The following is an 18,633-nucleotide window of genomic DNA, read 5'->3' on the forward strand; positions in this document are numbered from 1 at the left end:
CAGCGATGGCGGCGAAGCTGGTGGCGCAGCCGCGCCTGGGCAACTGGCTCACCAAGCAGGCGATCAACCATGTCGAGGAACTGATGGGCAAGAGGAACGCAATGGAGGCGCAATATCATATGCACCATTTCGCCCATGCGCAGAACGACCTCACCCAAGGCAGTTCGATCGCAGGGCTCGACGCCAAGAAGATGGCAGAGGCCAATAAGAAACAGGCGAGCGAATGATGGGCGATCCGCTGCACACGATATTGACCGAGCGGCTTGGCTGCCGCTGGCCGATCATCCAGACTGCCATGGGCTGGGTTGCCGAACCTTCGTTGGTCATCGGCTCGAGCAATGCGGGCGCCTTCGGTTTCCTGGGCGCTGCCGTCATGACTCCGCGAGAGGCGCGTGAGAAGATCTTGGCTGTGCGCCAGGGCACGGACAAGCCCTTCGGCGTCAATTTCCACAGCTTCCAGCCTGGCGCCGACCAGATTGTCGAGCTGATCCTCGCCAACAAGGATCAGGTGCGCGCGGTCAGCTTCGGGCGCGGCCCCAATGCCAAGATGATCGGCCGGTTCAAGGATGCGGGGATCCTCTGCGTCCCGACCGTCGGCGCGGTCAAGCATGCGCAGAAGATGGTGGAACTGGGCGTTGACATGGTCAATGTCCAGGGCGGCGAAGGCGGCGGGCATACCGGCTCTGTCCCCACCACCGTACTGCTCCCCCAGGTGCTCGACGCCGTCAAGGTGCCGGTGATCGCCAGCGGCGGCTTTGCCGACGGGCGCGGCCTTGCAGCGGCCATGGCCTATGGCGCGGTAGGCATCGCCATGGGCACGCGCTTCCTCCTCACCAAGGAAAGCCCGGTGCCTGACACGACCAAGACGGCCTATCTCAAGGCGACGACCGACGGCATCATCGTCACCACCAAGCTCGACGGCATCCCGCAGCGGATGGTGCGCACCCGCCTCATGGACAAGATCGAGAAGTCCGGAAAGCTGGGCATGTGGCTGCGCGCGATCGAGGCAAGCGCGGCGATGAAGAAGCTGAGCGGGGCAAGCTGGATCGACATGATCAAGTCGGCCAAGGGCATGACCGGTCATGGCCAGGTGCCCTTGAAACAGGCAATGATGGCCGCGACCATGCCGATGCTGATCCAAAAGGCCGTCGTCGATGGCGACATCGAACATGGCGTGATGGCGACCGGCGTGGTCGGCGGCCGCATCGGCGAGATCCCGAGCTGCCAGGAACTGGTCGATCGCATCGTTGCCGAAGCGCATGAGCGCCTTGCCGTCCTCGCGGGCCTCGGCCGCGAGGCCGCCAGCGCGGCCTGAGGAGCGGGCCTGAGGAAAAAGGACAAGACATGCCGATTACACTCACGATCAAGGACAAGATCGCCGAAATCCTGTTCGACCATCCGCCGGTCAACGCCTTCGACACTAAGGGCTGGGAATCGATTCCCGGCCTCGTCTGGGAAGCCTCGCGCAATCCCGATGTGCGCTGCATCCTGATCCGCGCCGAGGGCCGCGGCTTTTGCGGCGGCGTCGACATCAAGGAAATGGCCGCGCACCCCGAGCGCATCGCAAAGCTCAACAAGGATAATTATCTCACCTTCAAGGCGATCCGCGAATGCGAGATCCCGGTGGTGGGCGCGCTCCACGGCTTCGTCATCGGCGGCGGCGTCAATATCGCGGGCGCCTGCGACGCGCTGATCGCAGCCGAGGGGGCCTATTTCTCGCTGCCCGAGATCGATCGCGGCGCGATGGGGGGCGCGGCCTTCATGAGCCGCATGCTGCCTGTCCAGATGGTGCGCGCCAACTTCTTCACCGGCGGGCGCATCTCGGTCGAGGACGCGCATCGCCATGGATCGGTGCACAAGGTCGTGCCGCTCGATCGCCTCAAGGACGAAGCCTATGCTTTCTGCGAGGTCATCGCGTCCAAGAGCCGCGCGGCGCTCGTCATCGCCAAGCAGGCGCTCAATCTGATCGAGCCCACCGACCCGTCGGCCCATTACCGCATCGAACAGGGCTTCACGCTCGAAATGTACATGCATGAAGACAGCCAGAAGGCGCGCGACGCCTTCGCCGAAGGGAAAGGCACGGCAAAGTTCTAATGGATCTCACCTACACTCCCGAGCAGCAGGCGTTCCGCGCCGAAGTCCGCGCCTGGCTCGAAGCCCATGTGCCGTCCGCTCCGCTCGAGCATTTCGACGCGACCCGCGAAGGGTTCGAGGCCCACCGGCAATGGGAAAAGACCCTGAAGTCGGGCGACTGGGGCATGGTCACCTGGCCACGCGAATATGGCGGGCGCGGCCTCGACCTCATCCAGTGGCTGATCTTCGAGGAGGAATATTATCGCGCCGGTGCGCCCGGCCGCGTCAACCAGAACGGCATCTTCCTGCTTGGCCCCACGCTGATCGAATTCGGCACCCATGAGCAGAAGCAGCGCTTCCTCCCCAAAATGGCGAGCGGCGAGGAAATCTGGGCGCAGGCCTGGTCCGAACCGCAGGCAGGCTCCGACCTTGCCGGCGTGCGCGCCACCGCGACGCGGGACGGCGACGACTATATCCTCAACGGCCATAAAATCTGGTCGAGCCGCGCGGTGTTCGCCGACTGGGCCTTTGGCCTCTTCCGCGAGCCGGGCTCCGAACGGCACAAGGGGATGAGCCTCATCTTCTTCCCATTGGATGCGCCGGGCGTGACGGTGAACGCAATCAAGAAGATCAACGGCCATGTCGGCTTTGCCGAAATCTTCCTCGAAAATGTCCGCGTCCCCGCCTTCAACCGCCTCGGCGACGAAGGCCAGGGCTGGCACATCTGCATGGCGACCGCCGGTTTCGAACGTGGGCTCATGCTGCGGTCCCCTGCCCGCTACCAAGTGGCGGCGAAGAAGCTGGCGGCGCTTTGGCAGGCGCATAAGGAAACCGCCGACCCTGCGCTGGAAGCCGATGTCGTGCGCGCGCACATGAATGCCGACGCCTATGCGCTCAACATCTACCAGACGGCCTCGCGCCTGATGGCGGGAGCGAAGATCGGGCCGGAAGCTAGCACCAACAAGATCTTCTGGTCGGAACTGGACATTCATCTGACGCAGACCGCCTTGTCGATCCTGGGGCCGCAGGCCGAACTCACCCACGAGGCGCCGGACGCCAGCCCCGTCGATTGGATCGACGACTATATCTTCGCGCTCGCCGGGCCCATCTATGCCGGGTCGAACGAGATCCAGCGCAACATCATCGCCGAGCGCATGCTCGGCCTGCCGCGCTAAGGGGGAATAGGACATGGATTTCACCCTCAACGACGAACAGCTGATGTTTGCCGAGACGGCGCGCTCGCTCTTCGCTGACAGCTCGACGCCTGATCATTGGCGGCGCATGATGGAGGCGGGCGAGGCCATCGACCCGGCCCGCTGGGCATCGATCGTCGAGACCGGCCTCACCCTCGTCCTGCTGCCCGAAAACGCAGGCGGCATCGGGCTTGCCGAATCCGACCTCGCCCTCATTGCGCAAGAAGCGGGCTATGTCGTCCTCCCTGAACCGCTGGTCGAAAGCGCAGGCGTCGCAGCGCCAACGCTCGCCGCGCTCGCGCCCGATCACCCACTGCTCGCCGATCCCGCCGCGACGATCGCGATCGCGCATCCCGCCAACCCCTACGTCGCCAATGCCGACAGCGCAGCGGCGATCCTACTGCATCAGGAGGGCGAAGCTTTCCTCGCCACCCCCGATCAGGTGACGCTGACCGCCCAGCCCAGCATCGACCCGTTCCGCCGCCTGTTCACGGTCGAATGGAGCCCGCAGAACGCGACTGCGCTCGGCAAGGCGGACTGGGACCTGGCATTTGACCGCGCGTCCCTCTTCAACGCCGCCTTCGGCCTCGGCCTCGCCCAGCGCGCCGTCGATCTGGCCGTGGACTATGCCAAGGAACGGCAGCAGTTCGGCAAGCCCATCGGCAGCTACCAGGCGGTCAAGCATCACCTCGCCTCCGCCCAGGTGACGATCGAATTCGCCAAGCCGGTGGTCGCAGCGGCGGCCGCCGAAATCGGCACGCGCGACGTTCAAGCCCGCGCCCGCGTCAGCCATGCGAAGATCGTCGCGCTGGAAGCCGCCGACAAGGCCGCCCGCGCCTCGATCCAAGTGCATGGCGCCATGGGCTACAGCTGGGAGGTGGACGTCCACCTGTTCCTCAAGCGCGCCCTTGCGCTGACCCAGAGCTGGGGCACGCCTGCCTATCACCGCGCGCGCATCGCCACGCGCATCTTCACCCAGCCCATGGGGCCGGACCAGACCTTCGCACGGGAAGCCGACAATGCCTGAAGCCTATATCATCGACGCCGTCCGCACGCCCGTCGGCCGCAAGAAGGGCAGCCTTGCCCATGTCCACCCCGCCGACCTTGGCGCGCACCCGATCAAGGAACTGGTGACGCGCACCGGCATCGATCCTTCCCAGGTCGAGGACGTCGTCTGGGGCTGCACCGAGACGATCGGCGGCCAGGCGGGCGATATCGGCCGCACCGCCTGGCTGGTGGCGGGCCTGCCTGAAGAAGTGCCCGGCGTCACCGTCGATCGCCAGTGCGGCTCATCGCAGCAGGCGGTGCATTTCGCCGCGCAGGGCGTGATGAGCGGCACCCAGGACCTGGTGGTCGCAGGCGGCAGCCAGGCGATGAACCGCATCCCGATCATGGCCGCGATGATCGCCGGCGCCCAATATGGGTTCGACAGCCCCTTCATCGGAGCTAAGGGCTGGGACGCGCGCTATGGCGACGAGGAAGTCAACCAGATCAAGTCGGCCGAAATGATCGCCGACAAATGGGGCATCAGCCGCCAGGCCATGGAAGAGTTTGCCCTTGCCTCGCACCAGCGCGCCCAGGCCGCCTGGGACAATGGCTGGTTCGACAAGGAAGTGGCACCCTTCGAGGGCCTTGGCCGTGACGAGACGATCCGCCCCACCACTACGCTGGAAGGGCTTGCCAGCCTCAACCCGGTGCGCGAAGGCGGGATCATCACCGCGGGCGTCGCCAGCCAGAATTGCGACGCGGCCGCTGCGCTGCTCATCGCCAGCGAAAATGCGGTAAAGGAGCATGGCCTCAAACCCCGCGCCCGCATCCATCATCTCTCGGTCCGGGCCGCCAACCCGATCTGGATGCTGACCGGCCCGATCCCCGCCACCCAATATGCGCTCAAGAAGGCGGGCATGTCGATCAACGACATCGACCTCTTCGAATGCAACGAGGCCTTTGCCAGCGTCACCATGGCCTGGATGAAGGAACTCGACATTCCCCATGAGAAGGTCAATGTGCAGGGCGGCGCAATCGCGCTTGGCCACCCGATCGGCGCGACCGGCGCGCGGCTCATGACCACGCTTTTGAACGCCCTTGAGCGCACCGGCGGCCGCTATGGCCTCCAAACAATGTGCGAGGGTGGCGGCCAGGCCAACGTCACCATCGTCGAGCGGCTGTAACCGAGGAAGCCCGCCCCATGCCCTGCTATGCCTATCAGGGAATCGTTCCCGCCGTTGATCCATCGAGCTACGTCCATCCGCTGGCTTCGCTGATCGGCGACGTGATCGTGGGGCCGGGCTGCTTCATCGCGCCGGGCGCCTCACTGCGCGGCGACTTCGGGCGGATCATCGTCGAGGGCGACAGTTCGATCCAGGACAATGTCACGGTGCACGCCAACCAGCTGCGCGACACCATCATCCGCCGCGGCGCGACCATCGCCCATGGCTCGATCATCCATGGCTGCGAGATCGGCGAGAACAGCCTCATCGGTATGAATGCGGTGATCCTCGACAATGCCGTCATTGGCGATGAAAATCTCGTCGCGGCGCTTAGCTTGGTGAAGTCCGACACCGTGACCCCGCCGCGCAGCCTGGTCGCGGGCAACCCGGCTAAGGTGGTCAAAAGCTTCGAGCCGCACCAGGTCACCTGGCGCAACAATGGCGAGGGCGAATATCAGAAGCTCGCCCGTGCCGCGCTCACCGATCTGGTCGAGGCGGAGCCGCTGCGCGAAGCCAGCGCAGAGCGGCAGGCGCAGCGCAGCCAGTCCGAGGCCATCGCCGTGCGCCTTTCGGGCGAGACCGCGCAGCTGCGCGAGCGCAAGGCGGCGCGCGAGGAGAGCGAGGGATGAGCAGCGCGCTTGCCATCACCAACCTCCTCTACCGCTATGCCGAGCTGATGGACGCAGGCGACCTTGAAGGCGTCGCCGCGCTGTTCGCGCGCGCCAAGGTCAAGACCGGCGGCGGCGAAGTGGTCGAAGGCGCCGCCCCGATGCTCGCGCTCTGGCGCGCCCATGTGCGGCTTTACCCTTGCGGCACGCCGCGCACCAAGCATGTCATCACCAACCCTATTGTCGAGCTGGACGAAGAGGCAGGCACGGCCACCTGCCGTTCCTATTATACCGTGTTTCAGGCGACTCCGGACCTGCCGCTCCAGGCGATCTGCGCAGGCCGCTATCATGACGCCTTCGTCCGGGTCGAGGGCATATGGAATTTTTCGCAGCGGGATTATTCGCTGCTCGATCTTATCGGCGACGTGAGCCAGCATCTGCTGATCCCGGTCGCACCATGACGCGCAAGGCATTTTGAGGAGTAAGGCAAGTGGGTATCTGCGAAGGACGTGTTGCGATCGTGACCGGGGCGGGCAATGGCCTGGGCAAAGCCTATGCGCTGGGCCTGGCGGCGCAAGGCTGCAAGGTTGTGGTCAATGACCTTGGCGTTGGCACCCATGGCGAGGCAGGCGAGACCAAGGGCGCGGCCGAGCAGGTCGTGGACGAGATCAAGGCGATGGGCGGGGAAGCCGTCGCGAACACCGATGACGTCGCCGAATGGGAATCGGGCAAGCGCATGGTCGAACAGGCGCTCGACAGCTTCGGAGGCCTCCATGCCGTGGTCAACAATGCCGGCTTCGTGCGCGACCGCATGTTCTTCACCTGCTCTCCGGAAGAATGGGACGCCGTCATCCGCGTCCATTTGCGCGGTCATTTCTGCACCGCGCGCCACGCCGCTGAATATTGGCGCGCGCAAAGCAAGGCGGGCAACCCCGTCGATGCACGCATCATCAACACGACGAGCGGAGCGGGCCTGCAGGGCTCGGTTGGCCAGTCGGCCTATTCGACCGCCAAGGGCGGCATCGCTACGCTGACCCTGGTGCAGGCCGCTGAACTTGGACGCCTGGGCATCACCGCCAACGCCCTTGCCCCCAACGCTCGCACCCGCATGACCTCGACCGGGGCGTTCGACATGGACGCCAAGGAAGGCGAGTTCGACGTCTTTGCGCCCGAGAATATGGCGCCGCTGGTCGCTTATCTGGTCTCCGAACAGTCGAAGGGCGTCACTGGCCAGGTGTTTGAATTGAAGGGCGGCCAAGTCTTCCTCTCGCAAGGTTGGACCGACAGCCCCGCCTTCGACAAGGGCGCCCGCCTCGAAGCCCATGAAATGGATGCGATTGTGCGCAAGCTCATCGAAACCCGCGAGCCTGCAAAGCCCGTTTACGGAGCCGCCTGATGGACTTTGCGCTCAGCGACGACCAGCGCGCCATCCAGGAAGCCGCGCGCGACTTCCTCACCGATGCCGCCAACCCCGAGGTCATCCGCGCCGCGGTCGAAGGGACCACCGGCTTTGACGAAGGGCTCTGGGCGAGCTTTGCCGAAATGGGCTTTGCCGGGCTGATGATCCCTGAGGCGCAGGGCGGCCTGGGCCTGGGCGCGGTCGAAATGGCGCTGGTGCTCGAGGAAACCGGCCGGGTGCTGGCGCCTGTCCCCTTTTTCGAGACCGCCGTGCTGGCGGTCCAGGCGGTGCTTGGCGCAGGCAGCGAGGAGCAGAAGGCGAGCCTCCTCCCCCGCCTCGCCTCCGGCACGCGCGCGAGTTTCGCCGGCGCGGCAAGCCGCCCTACCCTGGCGAACGGCCGCCTCACCGGCACGGCCGATTTCGTGACCTTCGGCCATGTCGCGGAACTGATCGTCGTCGCCACCGGCGATGACAGCCTCGTCGTCCTCGAAGCCGACACCCCCGGCCTCACGATCGAAGCGCTCCCCAGCCTCGACCGCACCCGCCGCTTCGCAACGCTGACCTTCGACTGCGAAGTCACGGACGCCATGCTGCTGGGCGCACCCGGCAGCGCCAAGGCGGCGATCGAACGCACCCTCACCATCGGCGCTGGCCTACTCGCCGCTGAACAGACCGGCGGCATGCAGTACAGCCTCGACGCCACCGTCGATTACGCCAAGCAGCGCGTCCAGTTCGGCCGCCTGATCGGCTCGTTTCAGGCCTATAAGCATATGCTCGCCGACATGATGCTGCTGGTCGAAGCCTCGCGCTCGGCCGCCTATTATGCTGCGGCGGCGATCGACGAAGACGGCGAGGAACTCGCCGAGGCCGCCCATGCCGCGCGCGGCTATGTGTCCGACGCCTATCGCTCGGTCTCGGGCGACGCGATCCAGCTCCATGGCGGCATCGGCTTTACCTGGGAACATCACGCCCATCTCTATTTCAAGCGCGCCCGCGCTTGCGCCACCTGGCTCGGCACCCCCGATCAGCATCGCGAGGCATTGGCCGCCCTGCTGCTCGATGGAGACAAGATCGCCGTATGACGGGCGACCGCGCCCCCTCCTCCCCCATGCAGGCCATGGCGATGGACAGCTTTGCAGGGCCGCAGGCGATCCGCGCCCGCGCCCTGCCAGTCCCCGTGCCTGGCCCAGGCGAAGCGCTGGTCCAAATCGCGGCGGTGGGCGTCAACCCGGCCGACTGGAAGGCCTGTGCAGGCTTCCTCCCCTTCTTGCCCCAAGCCTTCCTGCCCCTGATACCCGGCTTTGACGGCGCGGGCACGGTCGTGGCGACCGGGGAAGGGGTGGAGGGCCTCGAGCCCGGCGCGCGCGTCGGCTTCATGTCCGCCCTGCCCTTGGGGCGCGGCGGGACTTGGGGTGACTATGCCATCTGCCTCGCCGCCCAGGCCGTCGCCCTGCCCGACAGCCTCTCTTTTGTTGAGGCCGCCACCATCCCGGTGCCGGGCATCTCCGCGCGCGAAGCCCTGCTCGCCCAGGGCCAGCTCCAACCAGGCGAGCGCGTGCTCATCAATGGCGGATCGGGCGGCACGGGCCTCTGGGCGATCCAGATCGCGCGGGAATGCGGGGCGCAGATCGCCGCGACCGCAGGCCCCGCCAACCAGGACCTGTTCACATCGCTCGGCGTCGCCTGCCCGATCGACTATCGCCAGGAGGATGTCGCGCAAAAGGTCGCCTCATGGGCGCCCGGCGGGGTCGACCTCCTCCTCGACACCGTCGGCCAGGGCAGCCTTGCCGATCCCGCCGCTCTGATCCGTCCCGGCGGCCGCTATGTCGCGATCGAAACCATGCTCCCCAATGAAGCGCTGCCCGATGCGGACAGCTTTGCCGCCAAGGGCATCCGGGCGATCCGCGCCTCGGCCAGCTTCGAAAGCGCGCCCGCCCATCTTGCAGCGCTCGTCGCCGCCACCGCCCAGGGCCGCATGACGCCCCCGCCGCTTGAAACCCTCCCGCTTTCAGAGGCCGCCGCCGCCATGGCGCGCGTGCGCGAGGGCCATGTGCGCGGCAAGATCATCCTTGTCACAGACCATCAGGCGGCCAGTACCGCCGCAACCATGAAGGACCCCGCATGACCCCGACCTCCCCCGTGCCGCCTTATCCGACGCCGCTGGGCCTACTCAAGGGCAAGACCGTGGTCGTCACCGCAGCGGCCGGCACCGGCATCGGTTTCTCCGCCGCCAAGCGCGCCGCGGAAGAAGGGGCGCGGCTCCTCATCAGCGATTTCCACGAACGCCGCCTCAATGAAGCGGCCGACCGCATCGCCGAGGAAGTGGGCTGCGCGCGTCCCGCCCTGTTCGTCTGCGACGTCACCAGCGAAGAGGCCGTGCAGGGCTTGCGCGATGCCGCGCTCCAGGAACTGGGCAAGGTCGACGTCCTCATCAACAATGCCGGTCTCGGCGGCGAGGTCGATATCGTCGAGATGACCGACGAGCAGTGGAGCCGCGTGTTCGACGTCACCTTGACCTCGCTCTTCCGCATGACCCGCGCCTTCTTACCAAGCATGTACGCCGCCAAATCGGGCGTCATGGTCAACAACGCCTCGGTGCTGGGGTGGCGCGCGCAAAAGGGCCAGGCCCATTATGCCGCCGCCAAGGCAGGGGTCATGGCCTTCACCCGCTGCGCCGCGATCGAGGCGGCCGAACATGGCGTGCGCATCAATGCGGTCTCGCCCAGCCTCGCCATGCACCCCTTCCTCGCCAAGGTGACCACCCAGGAAGCGCTCGACAAGCTCGTCGAGAAGGAAGCCTTCAAGCGTCCTGCCGAGGTTTGGGAAATCGCCAATGTCATGATGTTCCTCGCCTCTGATCTCTCCTCCTACATGACCGGCGAGATCGTTGCGGTCTCCAGCCAAAGGGCCTGAGCCGCCATGGCGACCATCTTCGAAACACCCCGCGCGCTGCTGGCTAAGGAAGGGACCAGGCTCGACACGTCGGACTGGCTGAGCGTCGAGCAGGAGCGCATCGACGCCTTTGCCGACTGCACGGGCGACCATCAATGGATCCATGTCGATCCGGTCCGCGCCAAGGACGGTCCGTTCGGCGCCACAATCGCCCACGGCTATCTCACCCTCTCCCTCGTCAACCTGTTCATGCCCCAGATCGTCGAGGTCCGCGGCTTTTCCGCAGGGGTCAATGTCGGCATGGACAAGACCCGCTTTCTTTCCCCCGTGATCGTCGGATCGCGCATCCGCGGGACGGGCGAGATCGTCTCGGTCGAGGAAGTGAAGGGCGGCGCCATCCAGGCGGTGATCCGCGTCACCGTCGAGATCGAGGGCCCGGACGGTCAACCGAGCGCCAAGCCCGCCTGTATCGTCGATACCATCAACCGCTATTTCCCCGAATAGACACAGCATGGCCGCGCGCGCCCCACTCATTCTCGCCCTCGCGTCCGGCCTTTTCGCCACCAGTCCAGTTGGAGCAACACCCATGCCTGATCCTGTCAAGATGCCAGATCCCGCCAGGATGGAAGCCGCCGTCCACGCCTATGTCGCCGCGTTCGAAGCGGGCAGCGCCGACCAGGTCGCCGCCCTCTATGCGCAGGATGCGACGGTTGAAGACCCCATCGGCAGCCCCATCCATCACGGCCGCGAGGCGGTCCGGGCCTTTTACGCTGAATCGATGAAGACCGGCGCGAAATTAAAGCTCGAAGGCCCGGTCCGGATCGCAGGCGACTATGCGGTCTTCCCCTTCTCGGTTAACCTCAATTACGACGGCGGGGCCAAGCGCATCGACGTCATCGACACCTTTCGCTTCAACGAGGCGAACGAGGTCGTCGAAATGCGCGCCTATTGGGGGCCCGCCAACATGCACGGCTTTTAAGCATCGGGCGGAAAAGCCTGCCCTGAGCCATGTCGAAGGGTGGGACTTTTCCGCATAGAGGATGCGTCAACAAAAAATGGACAAGGACTGAACTCATGCGTGAAGCAGCCATCATCTCCACCGCCCGCACGGGTGTCGGCAAAGCCTATCGCGGCGCCTTCAACGACACCGAAGCGCCCTTCATGTCCTCCCATGTGGTCGATGCCGCCATCGCCCGCGCCGGGATCGATCCCGCGCGCGTCGATGACGTCTATCTCGGCGTCGCCAACCAGTGGAACACGCAAAGCTACAATGTCGGGCGCCTCACCGTCCATGGCTCGGTCCTCCCCGACACGACCGCGGGCTTCTCGATGGACCGCAAATGCTCCTCAGGGCTCAACGCGCTCGCCTTCGCCGCGCGCGGCATCATCGCCGACGAGATCGACTGCGCCGTCTCGGGCGGCGTCGAGAATGTCTCGCTCACCATCGACAAACATTATCCCGCCTTCCGCAACCGCTCGGAATTCATCAAGGCGCGCGATCCCAACGCCTATATGGTGATGATCGAAACCGCCGAGATCGTCGCGGACCGCTATGGTATTTCGCGCGAGGACCAGGACCGCTTCGCCGCCCAGTCGCAGCAGCGCGCCGCCGCCGCCCAGGAAGCGGGCAAGTTCGATGACGAGATCGTGCCGATCACTCTCACCAAGGCGCTGTTCGACAAGGAAGGCAATGAGACCGGCAAGGAAGAACTGACCCTGACCAAGGACGAGGGCATCCGCGCGGGCACCACTTACGAGAAGCTTTCCGAATTGAAGCCGGTGTTCAAGAACGGCCAGGTCGTCAAGGAAGGCAAGCACATCACCGCAGGCAATGCGAGCCAGCTCTCCGACGGCGCGTCGGCCCAGATCGTCATGGACCTCGCCACTGCACAGAAGGAAGGGCTGCCGATCCTGGGCGTCTATCGCGGCTTCCAGGTCGCCGGCTGCGGTGCCGATGAAATGGGCATTGGCCCCGTGTTCGCCATCCCCAAGCTCCTGGAGCGCACCGGCCTTAAAATCGACGACATTGGCCTGTGGGAAATCAACGAAGCCTTCGCCAGCCAGGCGATCTACTGCCAGCGCACGCTCGGCATCGATCCTGAAAAATTGAACGTCAATGGCGGCGGCATCGCCATCGGCCACCCGTTCGGCATGACCGGGTCGCGCCTCGTCGGCCATGCTCTGATCGAGGGCAAGCGCCGCGGCGTCAAATATGTCGTGGTCTCCATGTGCGTTGCTGGTGGCATGGGCGCTGCCGGTCTGTTCGAGGTCGCCTGATCCATGCAGCTTGCCTTCGCCCCTGAACTGAAAGCCTTCCGCCAGGAAGCCGCCGACTGGCTCGATGCTCAGCTCGCCGGCCCCTTTCAATCCATCCGCGGTCAGACCAACCAGATCGACAATGTCGAGGAACGCCGCGCCTGGGAAGCCGCGCTGGGCGAGGCGCGCTGGAGCGTCGTGGGCTGGCCCGAGCAATGGGGCGGGCGCAATGCCTCGATCGCGCAGCAGATCATCTTTGCCGAGGAATATGCCCGCGCCAAGGGTCCGCCGCGCGCAGGGCATCTTGGGGTCGAATTGCTCGGGCCGACGCTGATCGCCCTGGGCAATGAGGATCAGAAGGCCCGCTTCCTCCCCGACATCGCCCGTGGCCGGGCGATCTGGTGCCAGGGCTATTCCGAACCGGGCGCAGGCTCAGACCTTGCCAATGTCAAGACCAAGGCCCGCCTCGAAGGCGACCGCTACATCATCGACGGCCAGAAGATCTGGACCTCGATGGGGACGATCGCCGACTGGTGCTTCGTGGTCGCCCGTACCACGCCGGGCAGCGTCGGCAACAAGGGCCTCTCCTTCCTCATGGTCCCGATGGACCAGCCCGGGGTCGATGCCCGCCCGATCCGCCAGATGACCGGTGAGGCCGAGTTCGCCGAGGTCTTCTTCGACGGCGCAGAAGCCCTCGCCATCGACCGCATCGGCGAGGAAGGCGAAGGCTGGAAGGTCGCCATGGCCCTGCTCGGCTTCGAACGCGGCGTCTCCACCCTCGCCCAGCAAATGCACTTCCGCAACGAACTGGACGAGATCATCGCCATCGCCAAGGCCAACGGCAAGGCGACCGACCCGCTCATCCGCCAGAAAATCGCCAACGCCCATGCGGGCTTGAAGATCATGCGCTACAATGGCCTGCGCATGCTCTCCGACGGCGACACCAGCGCCACCCTCTCAGGCGCCGCCTATACCTACAAACTCTACTGGTCCCGCTGGCATGTCGCGCTCGGCGAACTCGCCATGGAGGTCATGGGCCAACATGGCGAAATCGGCGTCAACGACGAACGCATGAACAGCCTCACAACCATGTACCTCATGTCCCGATCCGACACCATCTACGCCGGAACAGACCAAATCCAACGCAACATCATCTCCGAACGCGCCCTCAATATGCCACGCGAACCTAGAGGATGAGAGGGGAGCAGATGAGCACATCAGCTTCCCCGACACACCTCCCCTAAACTGCCCTATCGACAAGCAGGAGAATTAAGATGCCATTGGATCCTCAACTCGAGGCGATGTTCGCCGGGCAGCCGGATTGGGGCCCGGTCCGCACTTTCCCCTTAGATGCCCTGCGTGAAGCAGTGCGGTCCAGTTCCACCCAATTGCCCCCGCCGCCAGTGACCCTGGCCGCTGTCAGCGACCGGACTATTCCCGGTCCGGCCGGAGAGATCCCGGTGCGCATCTATACGCCGGAGGGTTCCGGCCCCTTCCCGGTGATCGCCTATTTCCACGGGGGTGGCTTCGTCGTAGGCGACCTCGACACGCAGGACATGATCGCGCGCGGTCTGGCAGCCGGCGCGGAAAGCATCGTGGTGTCGGTCGATTACCGCCTCGCTCCGGAACATAAATTCCCTGCAGCCTTCGATGATTGCTGGGCCGCGACGCAGTGGGTGGCCGCTAACGCCGCTGAACTGGGTGGAGACCCAGCGCTCATCGGCATAGCAGGCGATAGCGCGGGCGGCGTGCTGGCAAGTGCTTGCGCCCTTCTGGCTCGCGATGCGGGCGCACCTCGGCTTGCTGCGCAGATCAATTGGTACGGCCCCGGCATCCATCCGATTCCGGAAGAAGGCTCCGCAATCGAGTTCGCGAACGGCCCGATCCTGCGCCTGGATGACGCCCATTATTTCTGGGAACTGCACATCAATGATGACAGCGACTTCGACGACTTCCGCGCCAGTCCGATGAAGGCGGCGAGCCATGATGGCTTGCCCCCTGCGTTCATCGCCAGTGCCGAATGCGACCCGATCCGCGATGCCGTTGAAAGCTATGCTCCAGTACTCGAAAAGGCAGGGGTTGAGGTCGAAATGAAGCGTTACCCCGGCATGGTTCACGGCTTCGTGTCATGGCTCGGCTTCCTGCCCGGCGCCCAGGCTGCGATGGCCGACGCCTGCGCCTTTGCAAAGAAGCAATTTGCAGCGGTGCGTCAGACCGCCTGATGTGGTGAGGAAAAGGGCTCGTCCAGACCGGATGAGCCCTTTTGTCTATCATTTTTATCAATCCGAAGGCAGTGGCTGCCCGGCGATAAGCGCGCGCGCATCGGCTGACCCGTCTAGCAAACTGTTGACGCGGCATGCCACCTTCCACTCTGCGCCAATGCGGACGAGATGCCACATATTGGCCGAGACGCGATGCGCCTGCCAACCATCTCCCGACTTGCGGAACACAACCGAATAGGTCCGCGCGGTAGCCAAATCCCCGTTCAAATCGATTACCGGAGGACTGAGCACATGCGCCGCCCCGCCATTGATCAGCGCTTGATGGTTCTCGCCTTCCAGTAGCGCCTGTATAGCTGCGCGACCCCGATAGACGCCAAAGCCGCCGACTTCATAAATGCCGTCCTCAACCCAAAGCGCTGCGGCACCGGCACAGTTCCCAGCATCGGCCAATGGCCCATAATTGGCGATCAGGCCGCGTATCGCCTCCCGATCTTCCAGGGCGGCGATACGAGCAGCAAGCGCTTCAGACCTGGTCAGAGCTTCACGACCTTGCATTGCGGCACCGGATGCTCATTCGCTTCGATCCAGCGCCACAGGCCCGTGCCCTTGCGGTGGCCTGACAGATCGATCCAGTTGCCATAGCCGGGGTCTTTGTCGGAACAGACAAGGACGACGCTGCCGTCCTCCTCATATTTCGCCTGGGACCCATTAACCCAGACCTTGCGGTTCACATGGTCCATCGATTCCATCCACCAGTTGTCAATCTGAAAATTCCAGAAACGGCATTCGGGCGGCTTGGCGGTGATGATCAAAGCCTCATCAGGAGCGAGATCATAATAAATGTGGCCGTACCAGATCTTCGGATCGCCGCCGGCACGCTGATAAACCGACTGCTCCTTTCCTTCATAAAAACGGTTCGGCTGCTCCATGAACCATTGCGACCAATCGGCGAAAGTATTGCCCGTGCCCCGAACCCAGGCAGCCGCCCCATTTAACTGCGCCTCGATAGTCCCAGGCGTCAGAATTGCCGGAACCGCAGGTCCCTCGCTGATCCGCTCAATCTTCACGTCAGCCGCGGCTTCCGTCCGCTTGTCGTTGAAAGTCTGGCGGATGATCAGCAGCGTCGTGTCATCCGCCATCGGCAGCCAGTTGCCGGGCTTCTGCGCTTTGCTGACTATGATCTCGAAGCTGCCGTCCGGACGCAGCTCCATATCGGCAAGCTCGATCTCGCCGGTCGATGCCATCGTCCCGTCGATAGCGTAGCGATTTGCCTTCGAGCCGATCGAAAAATATGGGACGCTGTTGCGCTTGCCGGTGATGCGGTATTCGCGATCACCGCGCACCACGATCTGCTGATACAGATTGTCGGGATTATCCGCGCCAATCTTGATGGCGTCGTCGGTCAGCAGAAAGATGCGCGGGAAATCAGGATCGCTTGAATCGACCAGCATATTAAGCGCGGTACGTGTGAGTCGGGAGAGATAGCGCAACCCTTCGGCCTGATCGATCGGCATACCCGGTGCGCTGGGGCGGTCGAGAATTTCCCCCGCCTGCGCCAGCTTGTCACAAAAGTCGCGCCATACGGCGGACAGCCGCACCTCTCCCGCGTTTGTCTCAGCCACCACTATCTCCTATCTGCGTATCTGCTGGCCTAGTTTATCCTACATCCAGGCTGTCGAACAGAGTTTATAATGCTTTAATGCGTAAGATAAGGGAGGATGAAGATGGCCTCATAATCATTTTGCTTCACAAAGATCGAGGTGAAAGACATCGCCGCCGCCGAAACTTTCTGCAGTCAAGCAATTGGCCTTGACGTGAGCGTGAGATTGGAAGCCGGTGAGGGCGAAAATCTGATGCATGAGGTCGTCATGGCGCTGCCAGGCGCGCGTCCACCAGCGCCCAATCTCATCCTGGTCAGCTTCCCGAATCGCAGCTGTCCTCCGCCCGGAGAAGCCACCACCGGCTTCCTGGTCGAAAATGTGGATGCCGCGCTGGAACGGGCGCCTGCGGCGGGCGCTACGATCGACGTCCCCGCCATGGAAGTGCCCAAACACGGCATGCGCCTCGCATTCATCCTCGACCCGCAGGGCATCGGATCGAACTGCTTCAGGTCTTGAAGTCCTGAAGCCTCACATTTCGTGATCGATGACGGCGCGAGTGACTTCTCCCGCCTTCAGCGCTGCGATCGCCTCGTTGATCCGGTCGAGCGGCCACACGCCGCTGATCTGATCGGCAAGGTTCAGCTGCCCGCTCTGGGCTTGGGCGATCAGTTCGGGGTAATCGCGTTCGGGCACCGCGCCCCCGTTCATGGTTGCGATCACTTCGCCCCCCATGACAAAGCTGGTGAGCGGCAGTGCCGCCTCCGATCCATATCTCGACATGCCGATCAGCACTACCCTGCCGCCGCGCTTGGTGCAGCGCAGCGCGGTGTTGATTGCGCCGACCGCACCACTGCATTCGACCACGACGTCGATCGGACCATGATCGCGCGCCAGTGCCTCCGCCGCCGCCGCACTGTCCTGCGCCGGGTCCGCCAGCACAAACGCTTCGGCGCCGAACTGCCGCGCGACCGCCTCCTTTGCGGGATTGGCATCGACCGCGATCACATGAGCGCCATTACAAGCGGCGCCTTGGATTGCGTTCACCCCAATCCCGCCAATGCCAAAGACAACGACGGTGTCGCCCGTACGGACCTTACCCAGAACGCGCGAAGCGCAGACGCCCGTGGATACAGCGCAACCGATCAGCGCGCCTTGCTCAAGCGGCAAGTCCTTGATCGCGAACAGCTGTGACGCCTTTACGATGATTTCACTGGCGAAGGAGGAGACGTTGGCAAAGGAGGCGACCGGCGCCCCATCAAGCGTGAACGGAAAATCAGGCGTGAAGCCCCAGTTGATGTCGCAATTATGCGGTTCGCCACGGCGGCATTCACGGCAATCGCCGCACGGCGTCTGCGTACCCACGGCCACAAGGTCCCCAGTCGTCCAGCCTGCGACCCCGGGGCCGATTTCGGCGATCTCACCGGCGGCCTCATGTCCTAGAATGACCGGCAGCTTGGGAGCATGCGGCGTCAGCATCGCGATGTCGCTGTGGCAAATGCCTGAGCGTAGCACCCGCACGCGCACTTCGCCCTCACCTACCGGCCGCAACTTGACCTGATCGCTCACGAACAGCAACTGCCCGTCCCACACTGCGGCCCTCATGCGCTGAGGCTCGCCAACAGGGGGTAGTCGAAGGACGGATCGTTGCGATCGGCACGGCCGTTGGGCGCGTCCTTGCTCATGCGATCGACAGCATCCTGATCGACCTGGACGATGGATCCATGATCGAAAACCAGGCTGCGGTAGGTGAATTTCCATTCGCCATTGCGGCGCTCATAGCGGTCGAGATAGCGGCCCAGCGCGATGAACAGCTTCGCGTCTTGCCCCCGCGTGCGATGCCACGCCTCGACATAATGTTCGCCTTCCGCATGATCCCCATTGATAACAAACAGGCTGTTGCTGATGCTGTGCCGGGTCAGGTCCCAGTGCGCCGTGACTTCGGGCAGCCATGCAACGAACGCATCCGGTCCACCTTTGAACATCGCCCCATGGTCATCGATCGCATCATCATGATAAAGCGTGCGAACCAGCGCGAAATCCCGCCGGTCGCATCCGCGGCAGTAACGCATTACCAGATCGTGCAGTGCGATCCTGTCAAGCCAAGGCTGCGACATCTTCCTCTCCATTTCGGCCAGTTGACCGCTTTTTATCAACGCTGCTGGCGGGATAGCCAGCATCT

The 18,633-nt window shown here is 64.2% G+C and carries 21 protein-coding genes and 1 pseudogene; 18 read left to right on the plus strand and 4 right to left on the minus strand.

Annotation, left to right across the window (positions count from 1 at the left end):
- From ACFO3E_RS02520 to ACFO3E_RS02600, 17 genes and pseudogenes are all read left to right on the plus strand, one after another.
- A pseudogene (locus ACFO3E_RS02520) lies at positions 1-227 on the plus strand (enoyl-CoA hydratase); the annotation flags it as partial.
- Positions 224-1,315 (plus strand): NAD(P)H-dependent flavin oxidoreductase, encoded by a 1,092-nt coding sequence (locus ACFO3E_RS02525; RefSeq protein ID WP_417765089.1) that lies wholly within the window; start codon positions 224-226, stop codon positions 1,313-1,315. The pseudogene ACFO3E_RS02520 and the gene ACFO3E_RS02525, both read left to right, overlap by 4 nt.
- 29 nt (positions 1,316-1,344) lie before the next feature.
- Complete coding sequence (locus tag ACFO3E_RS02530) at positions 1,345-2,094, plus strand: enoyl-CoA hydratase family protein (RefSeq protein WP_066531057.1); 750 nt, start codon at positions 1,345-1,347, stop codon at positions 2,092-2,094.
- Positions 2,094-3,248: an acyl-CoA dehydrogenase gene (locus ACFO3E_RS02535; protein ID WP_066531056.1), complete on the plus strand. Its 1,155-nt coding sequence runs from the start codon at positions 2,094-2,096 to the stop codon at positions 3,246-3,248. The genes ACFO3E_RS02530 and ACFO3E_RS02535 overlap by 1 nt, the downstream gene beginning before the upstream one ends.
- 13 nt (positions 3,249-3,261) lie before the next feature.
- Positions 3,262-4,293 (plus strand): acyl-CoA dehydrogenase family protein, encoded by a 1,032-nt coding sequence (locus ACFO3E_RS02540; RefSeq protein WP_380802289.1) that lies wholly within the window; start codon positions 3,262-3,264, stop codon positions 4,291-4,293.
- On the plus strand, positions 4,286-5,437 hold the full coding sequence (locus ACFO3E_RS02545; RefSeq protein WP_066531054.1) for an acetyl-CoA C-acetyltransferase: 1,152 nt from the start codon (positions 4,286-4,288) through the stop codon (positions 5,435-5,437). The genes ACFO3E_RS02540 and ACFO3E_RS02545 overlap by 8 nt, the downstream gene beginning before the upstream one ends.
- 17 nt (positions 5,438-5,454) lie before the next feature.
- Positions 5,455-6,105: a gamma carbonic anhydrase family protein gene (locus ACFO3E_RS02550; RefSeq protein WP_066531051.1), complete on the plus strand. Its 651-nt coding sequence runs from the start codon at positions 5,455-5,457 to the stop codon at positions 6,103-6,105.
- Positions 6,102-6,545, plus strand: a complete 444-nt coding sequence (locus ACFO3E_RS02555; protein WP_066531047.1) for a nuclear transport factor 2 family protein — start codon at positions 6,102-6,104, stop codon at positions 6,543-6,545. Before ACFO3E_RS02550 ends, ACFO3E_RS02555 begins: the two co-directional genes overlap by 4 nt.
- Positions 6,546-6,574: 29 nt before the next feature.
- Positions 6,575-7,480: an SDR family oxidoreductase gene (locus ACFO3E_RS02560; protein WP_066531045.1), complete on the plus strand. Its 906-nt coding sequence runs from the start codon at positions 6,575-6,577 to the stop codon at positions 7,478-7,480.
- Positions 7,480-8,565 (plus strand): acyl-CoA dehydrogenase family protein, encoded by a 1,086-nt coding sequence (locus ACFO3E_RS02565; protein WP_380802293.1) that lies wholly within the window; start codon positions 7,480-7,482, stop codon positions 8,563-8,565. The genes ACFO3E_RS02560 and ACFO3E_RS02565 overlap by 1 nt, the downstream gene beginning before the upstream one ends.
- On the plus strand, positions 8,562-9,608 hold the full coding sequence (locus ACFO3E_RS02570; protein ID WP_380802295.1) for an NADP-dependent oxidoreductase: 1,047 nt from the start codon (positions 8,562-8,564) through the stop codon (positions 9,606-9,608). Before ACFO3E_RS02565 ends, ACFO3E_RS02570 begins: the two co-directional genes overlap by 4 nt.
- A complete protein-coding gene (locus ACFO3E_RS02575) occupies positions 9,605-10,396 on the plus strand; it encodes an SDR family oxidoreductase (RefSeq protein ID WP_066531041.1) in 792 nt (263 codons plus the stop codon). Before ACFO3E_RS02570 ends, ACFO3E_RS02575 begins: the two co-directional genes overlap by 4 nt.
- Positions 10,397-10,402: 6 nt before the next feature.
- Positions 10,403-10,879 carry a MaoC family dehydratase gene (locus ACFO3E_RS02580; protein ID WP_066531039.1) on the plus strand — a complete coding sequence of 159 codons (477 nt, stop codon included), beginning with the start codon at positions 10,403-10,405 and terminating at the stop codon, positions 10,877-10,879.
- Between the two features lie 82 nt (positions 10,880-10,961).
- The gene (locus ACFO3E_RS02585) at positions 10,962-11,354 is read left to right on the plus strand and encodes a nuclear transport factor 2 family protein (protein ID WP_225870624.1); all 393 of its coding nucleotides are present in this window, start codon (positions 10,962-10,964) and stop codon (positions 11,352-11,354) included.
- 95 nt (positions 11,355-11,449) lie between these two features.
- Positions 11,450-12,652, plus strand: a complete 1,203-nt coding sequence (locus tag ACFO3E_RS02590; protein WP_066531036.1) for an acetyl-CoA C-acyltransferase — start codon at positions 11,450-11,452, stop codon at positions 12,650-12,652.
- A gap of 3 nt (positions 12,653-12,655) precedes the next feature.
- Positions 12,656-13,828 (plus strand): acyl-CoA dehydrogenase family protein, encoded by a 1,173-nt coding sequence (locus tag ACFO3E_RS02595; RefSeq protein WP_066531035.1) that lies wholly within the window; start codon positions 12,656-12,658, stop codon positions 13,826-13,828.
- Between the two features lie 77 nt (positions 13,829-13,905).
- Positions 13,906-14,853, plus strand: a complete 948-nt coding sequence (locus ACFO3E_RS02600) for an alpha/beta hydrolase (RefSeq protein ID WP_066531033.1) — start codon at positions 13,906-13,908, stop codon at positions 14,851-14,853.
- A gap of 57 nt (positions 14,854-14,910) precedes the next feature.
- Here ACFO3E_RS02600 and ACFO3E_RS02605 read toward each other — a convergent pair whose 3' ends face one another.
- Both ACFO3E_RS02605 and ACFO3E_RS02610 read right to left on the minus strand, forming a co-directional pair.
- Positions 14,911-15,408, minus strand: coding sequence for a nuclear transport factor 2 family protein (locus ACFO3E_RS02605; protein ID WP_380802300.1), 498 nt, complete (start codon positions 15,406-15,408; stop codon positions 14,911-14,913).
- Positions 15,387-16,475: a DUF1214 domain-containing protein gene (locus tag ACFO3E_RS02610; RefSeq protein WP_225870623.1), complete on the minus strand. Its 1,089-nt coding sequence runs from the start codon at positions 16,473-16,475 to the stop codon at positions 15,387-15,389. Before ACFO3E_RS02610 ends, ACFO3E_RS02605 begins: the two co-directional genes overlap by 22 nt.
- 138 nt (positions 16,476-16,613) lie before the next feature.
- Between ACFO3E_RS02610 and ACFO3E_RS02615 the strand changes: the two genes are divergently transcribed.
- Positions 16,614-16,970 carry a VOC family protein gene (locus ACFO3E_RS02615; RefSeq protein ID WP_380802303.1) on the plus strand — a complete coding sequence of 119 codons (357 nt, stop codon included), beginning with the start codon at positions 16,614-16,616 and terminating at the stop codon, positions 16,968-16,970.
- 12 nt (positions 16,971-16,982) lie between these two features.
- Here ACFO3E_RS02615 and ACFO3E_RS02620 read toward each other — a convergent pair whose 3' ends face one another.
- Both ACFO3E_RS02620 and ACFO3E_RS02625 read right to left on the minus strand, forming a co-directional pair.
- Positions 16,983-18,056, minus strand: coding sequence for an alcohol dehydrogenase catalytic domain-containing protein (locus ACFO3E_RS02620; protein WP_066531028.1), 1,074 nt, complete (start codon positions 18,054-18,056; stop codon positions 16,983-16,985).
- Entirely contained in the window at positions 18,053-18,568 is a 516-nt protein-coding gene (locus ACFO3E_RS02625; protein WP_197486360.1) for a nuclear transport factor 2 family protein, read from the minus strand. The genes ACFO3E_RS02620 and ACFO3E_RS02625 overlap by 4 nt, the downstream gene beginning before the upstream one ends.
- Positions 18,569-18,633: the final 65 nt, after the last annotated feature.

Source organism: Sphingobium tyrosinilyticum, from assembly GCF_042654265.1.
GTDB classification, from domain to species: Bacteria; Pseudomonadota; Alphaproteobacteria; order Sphingomonadales; family Sphingomonadaceae; genus Sphingobium; species Sphingobium tyrosinilyticum.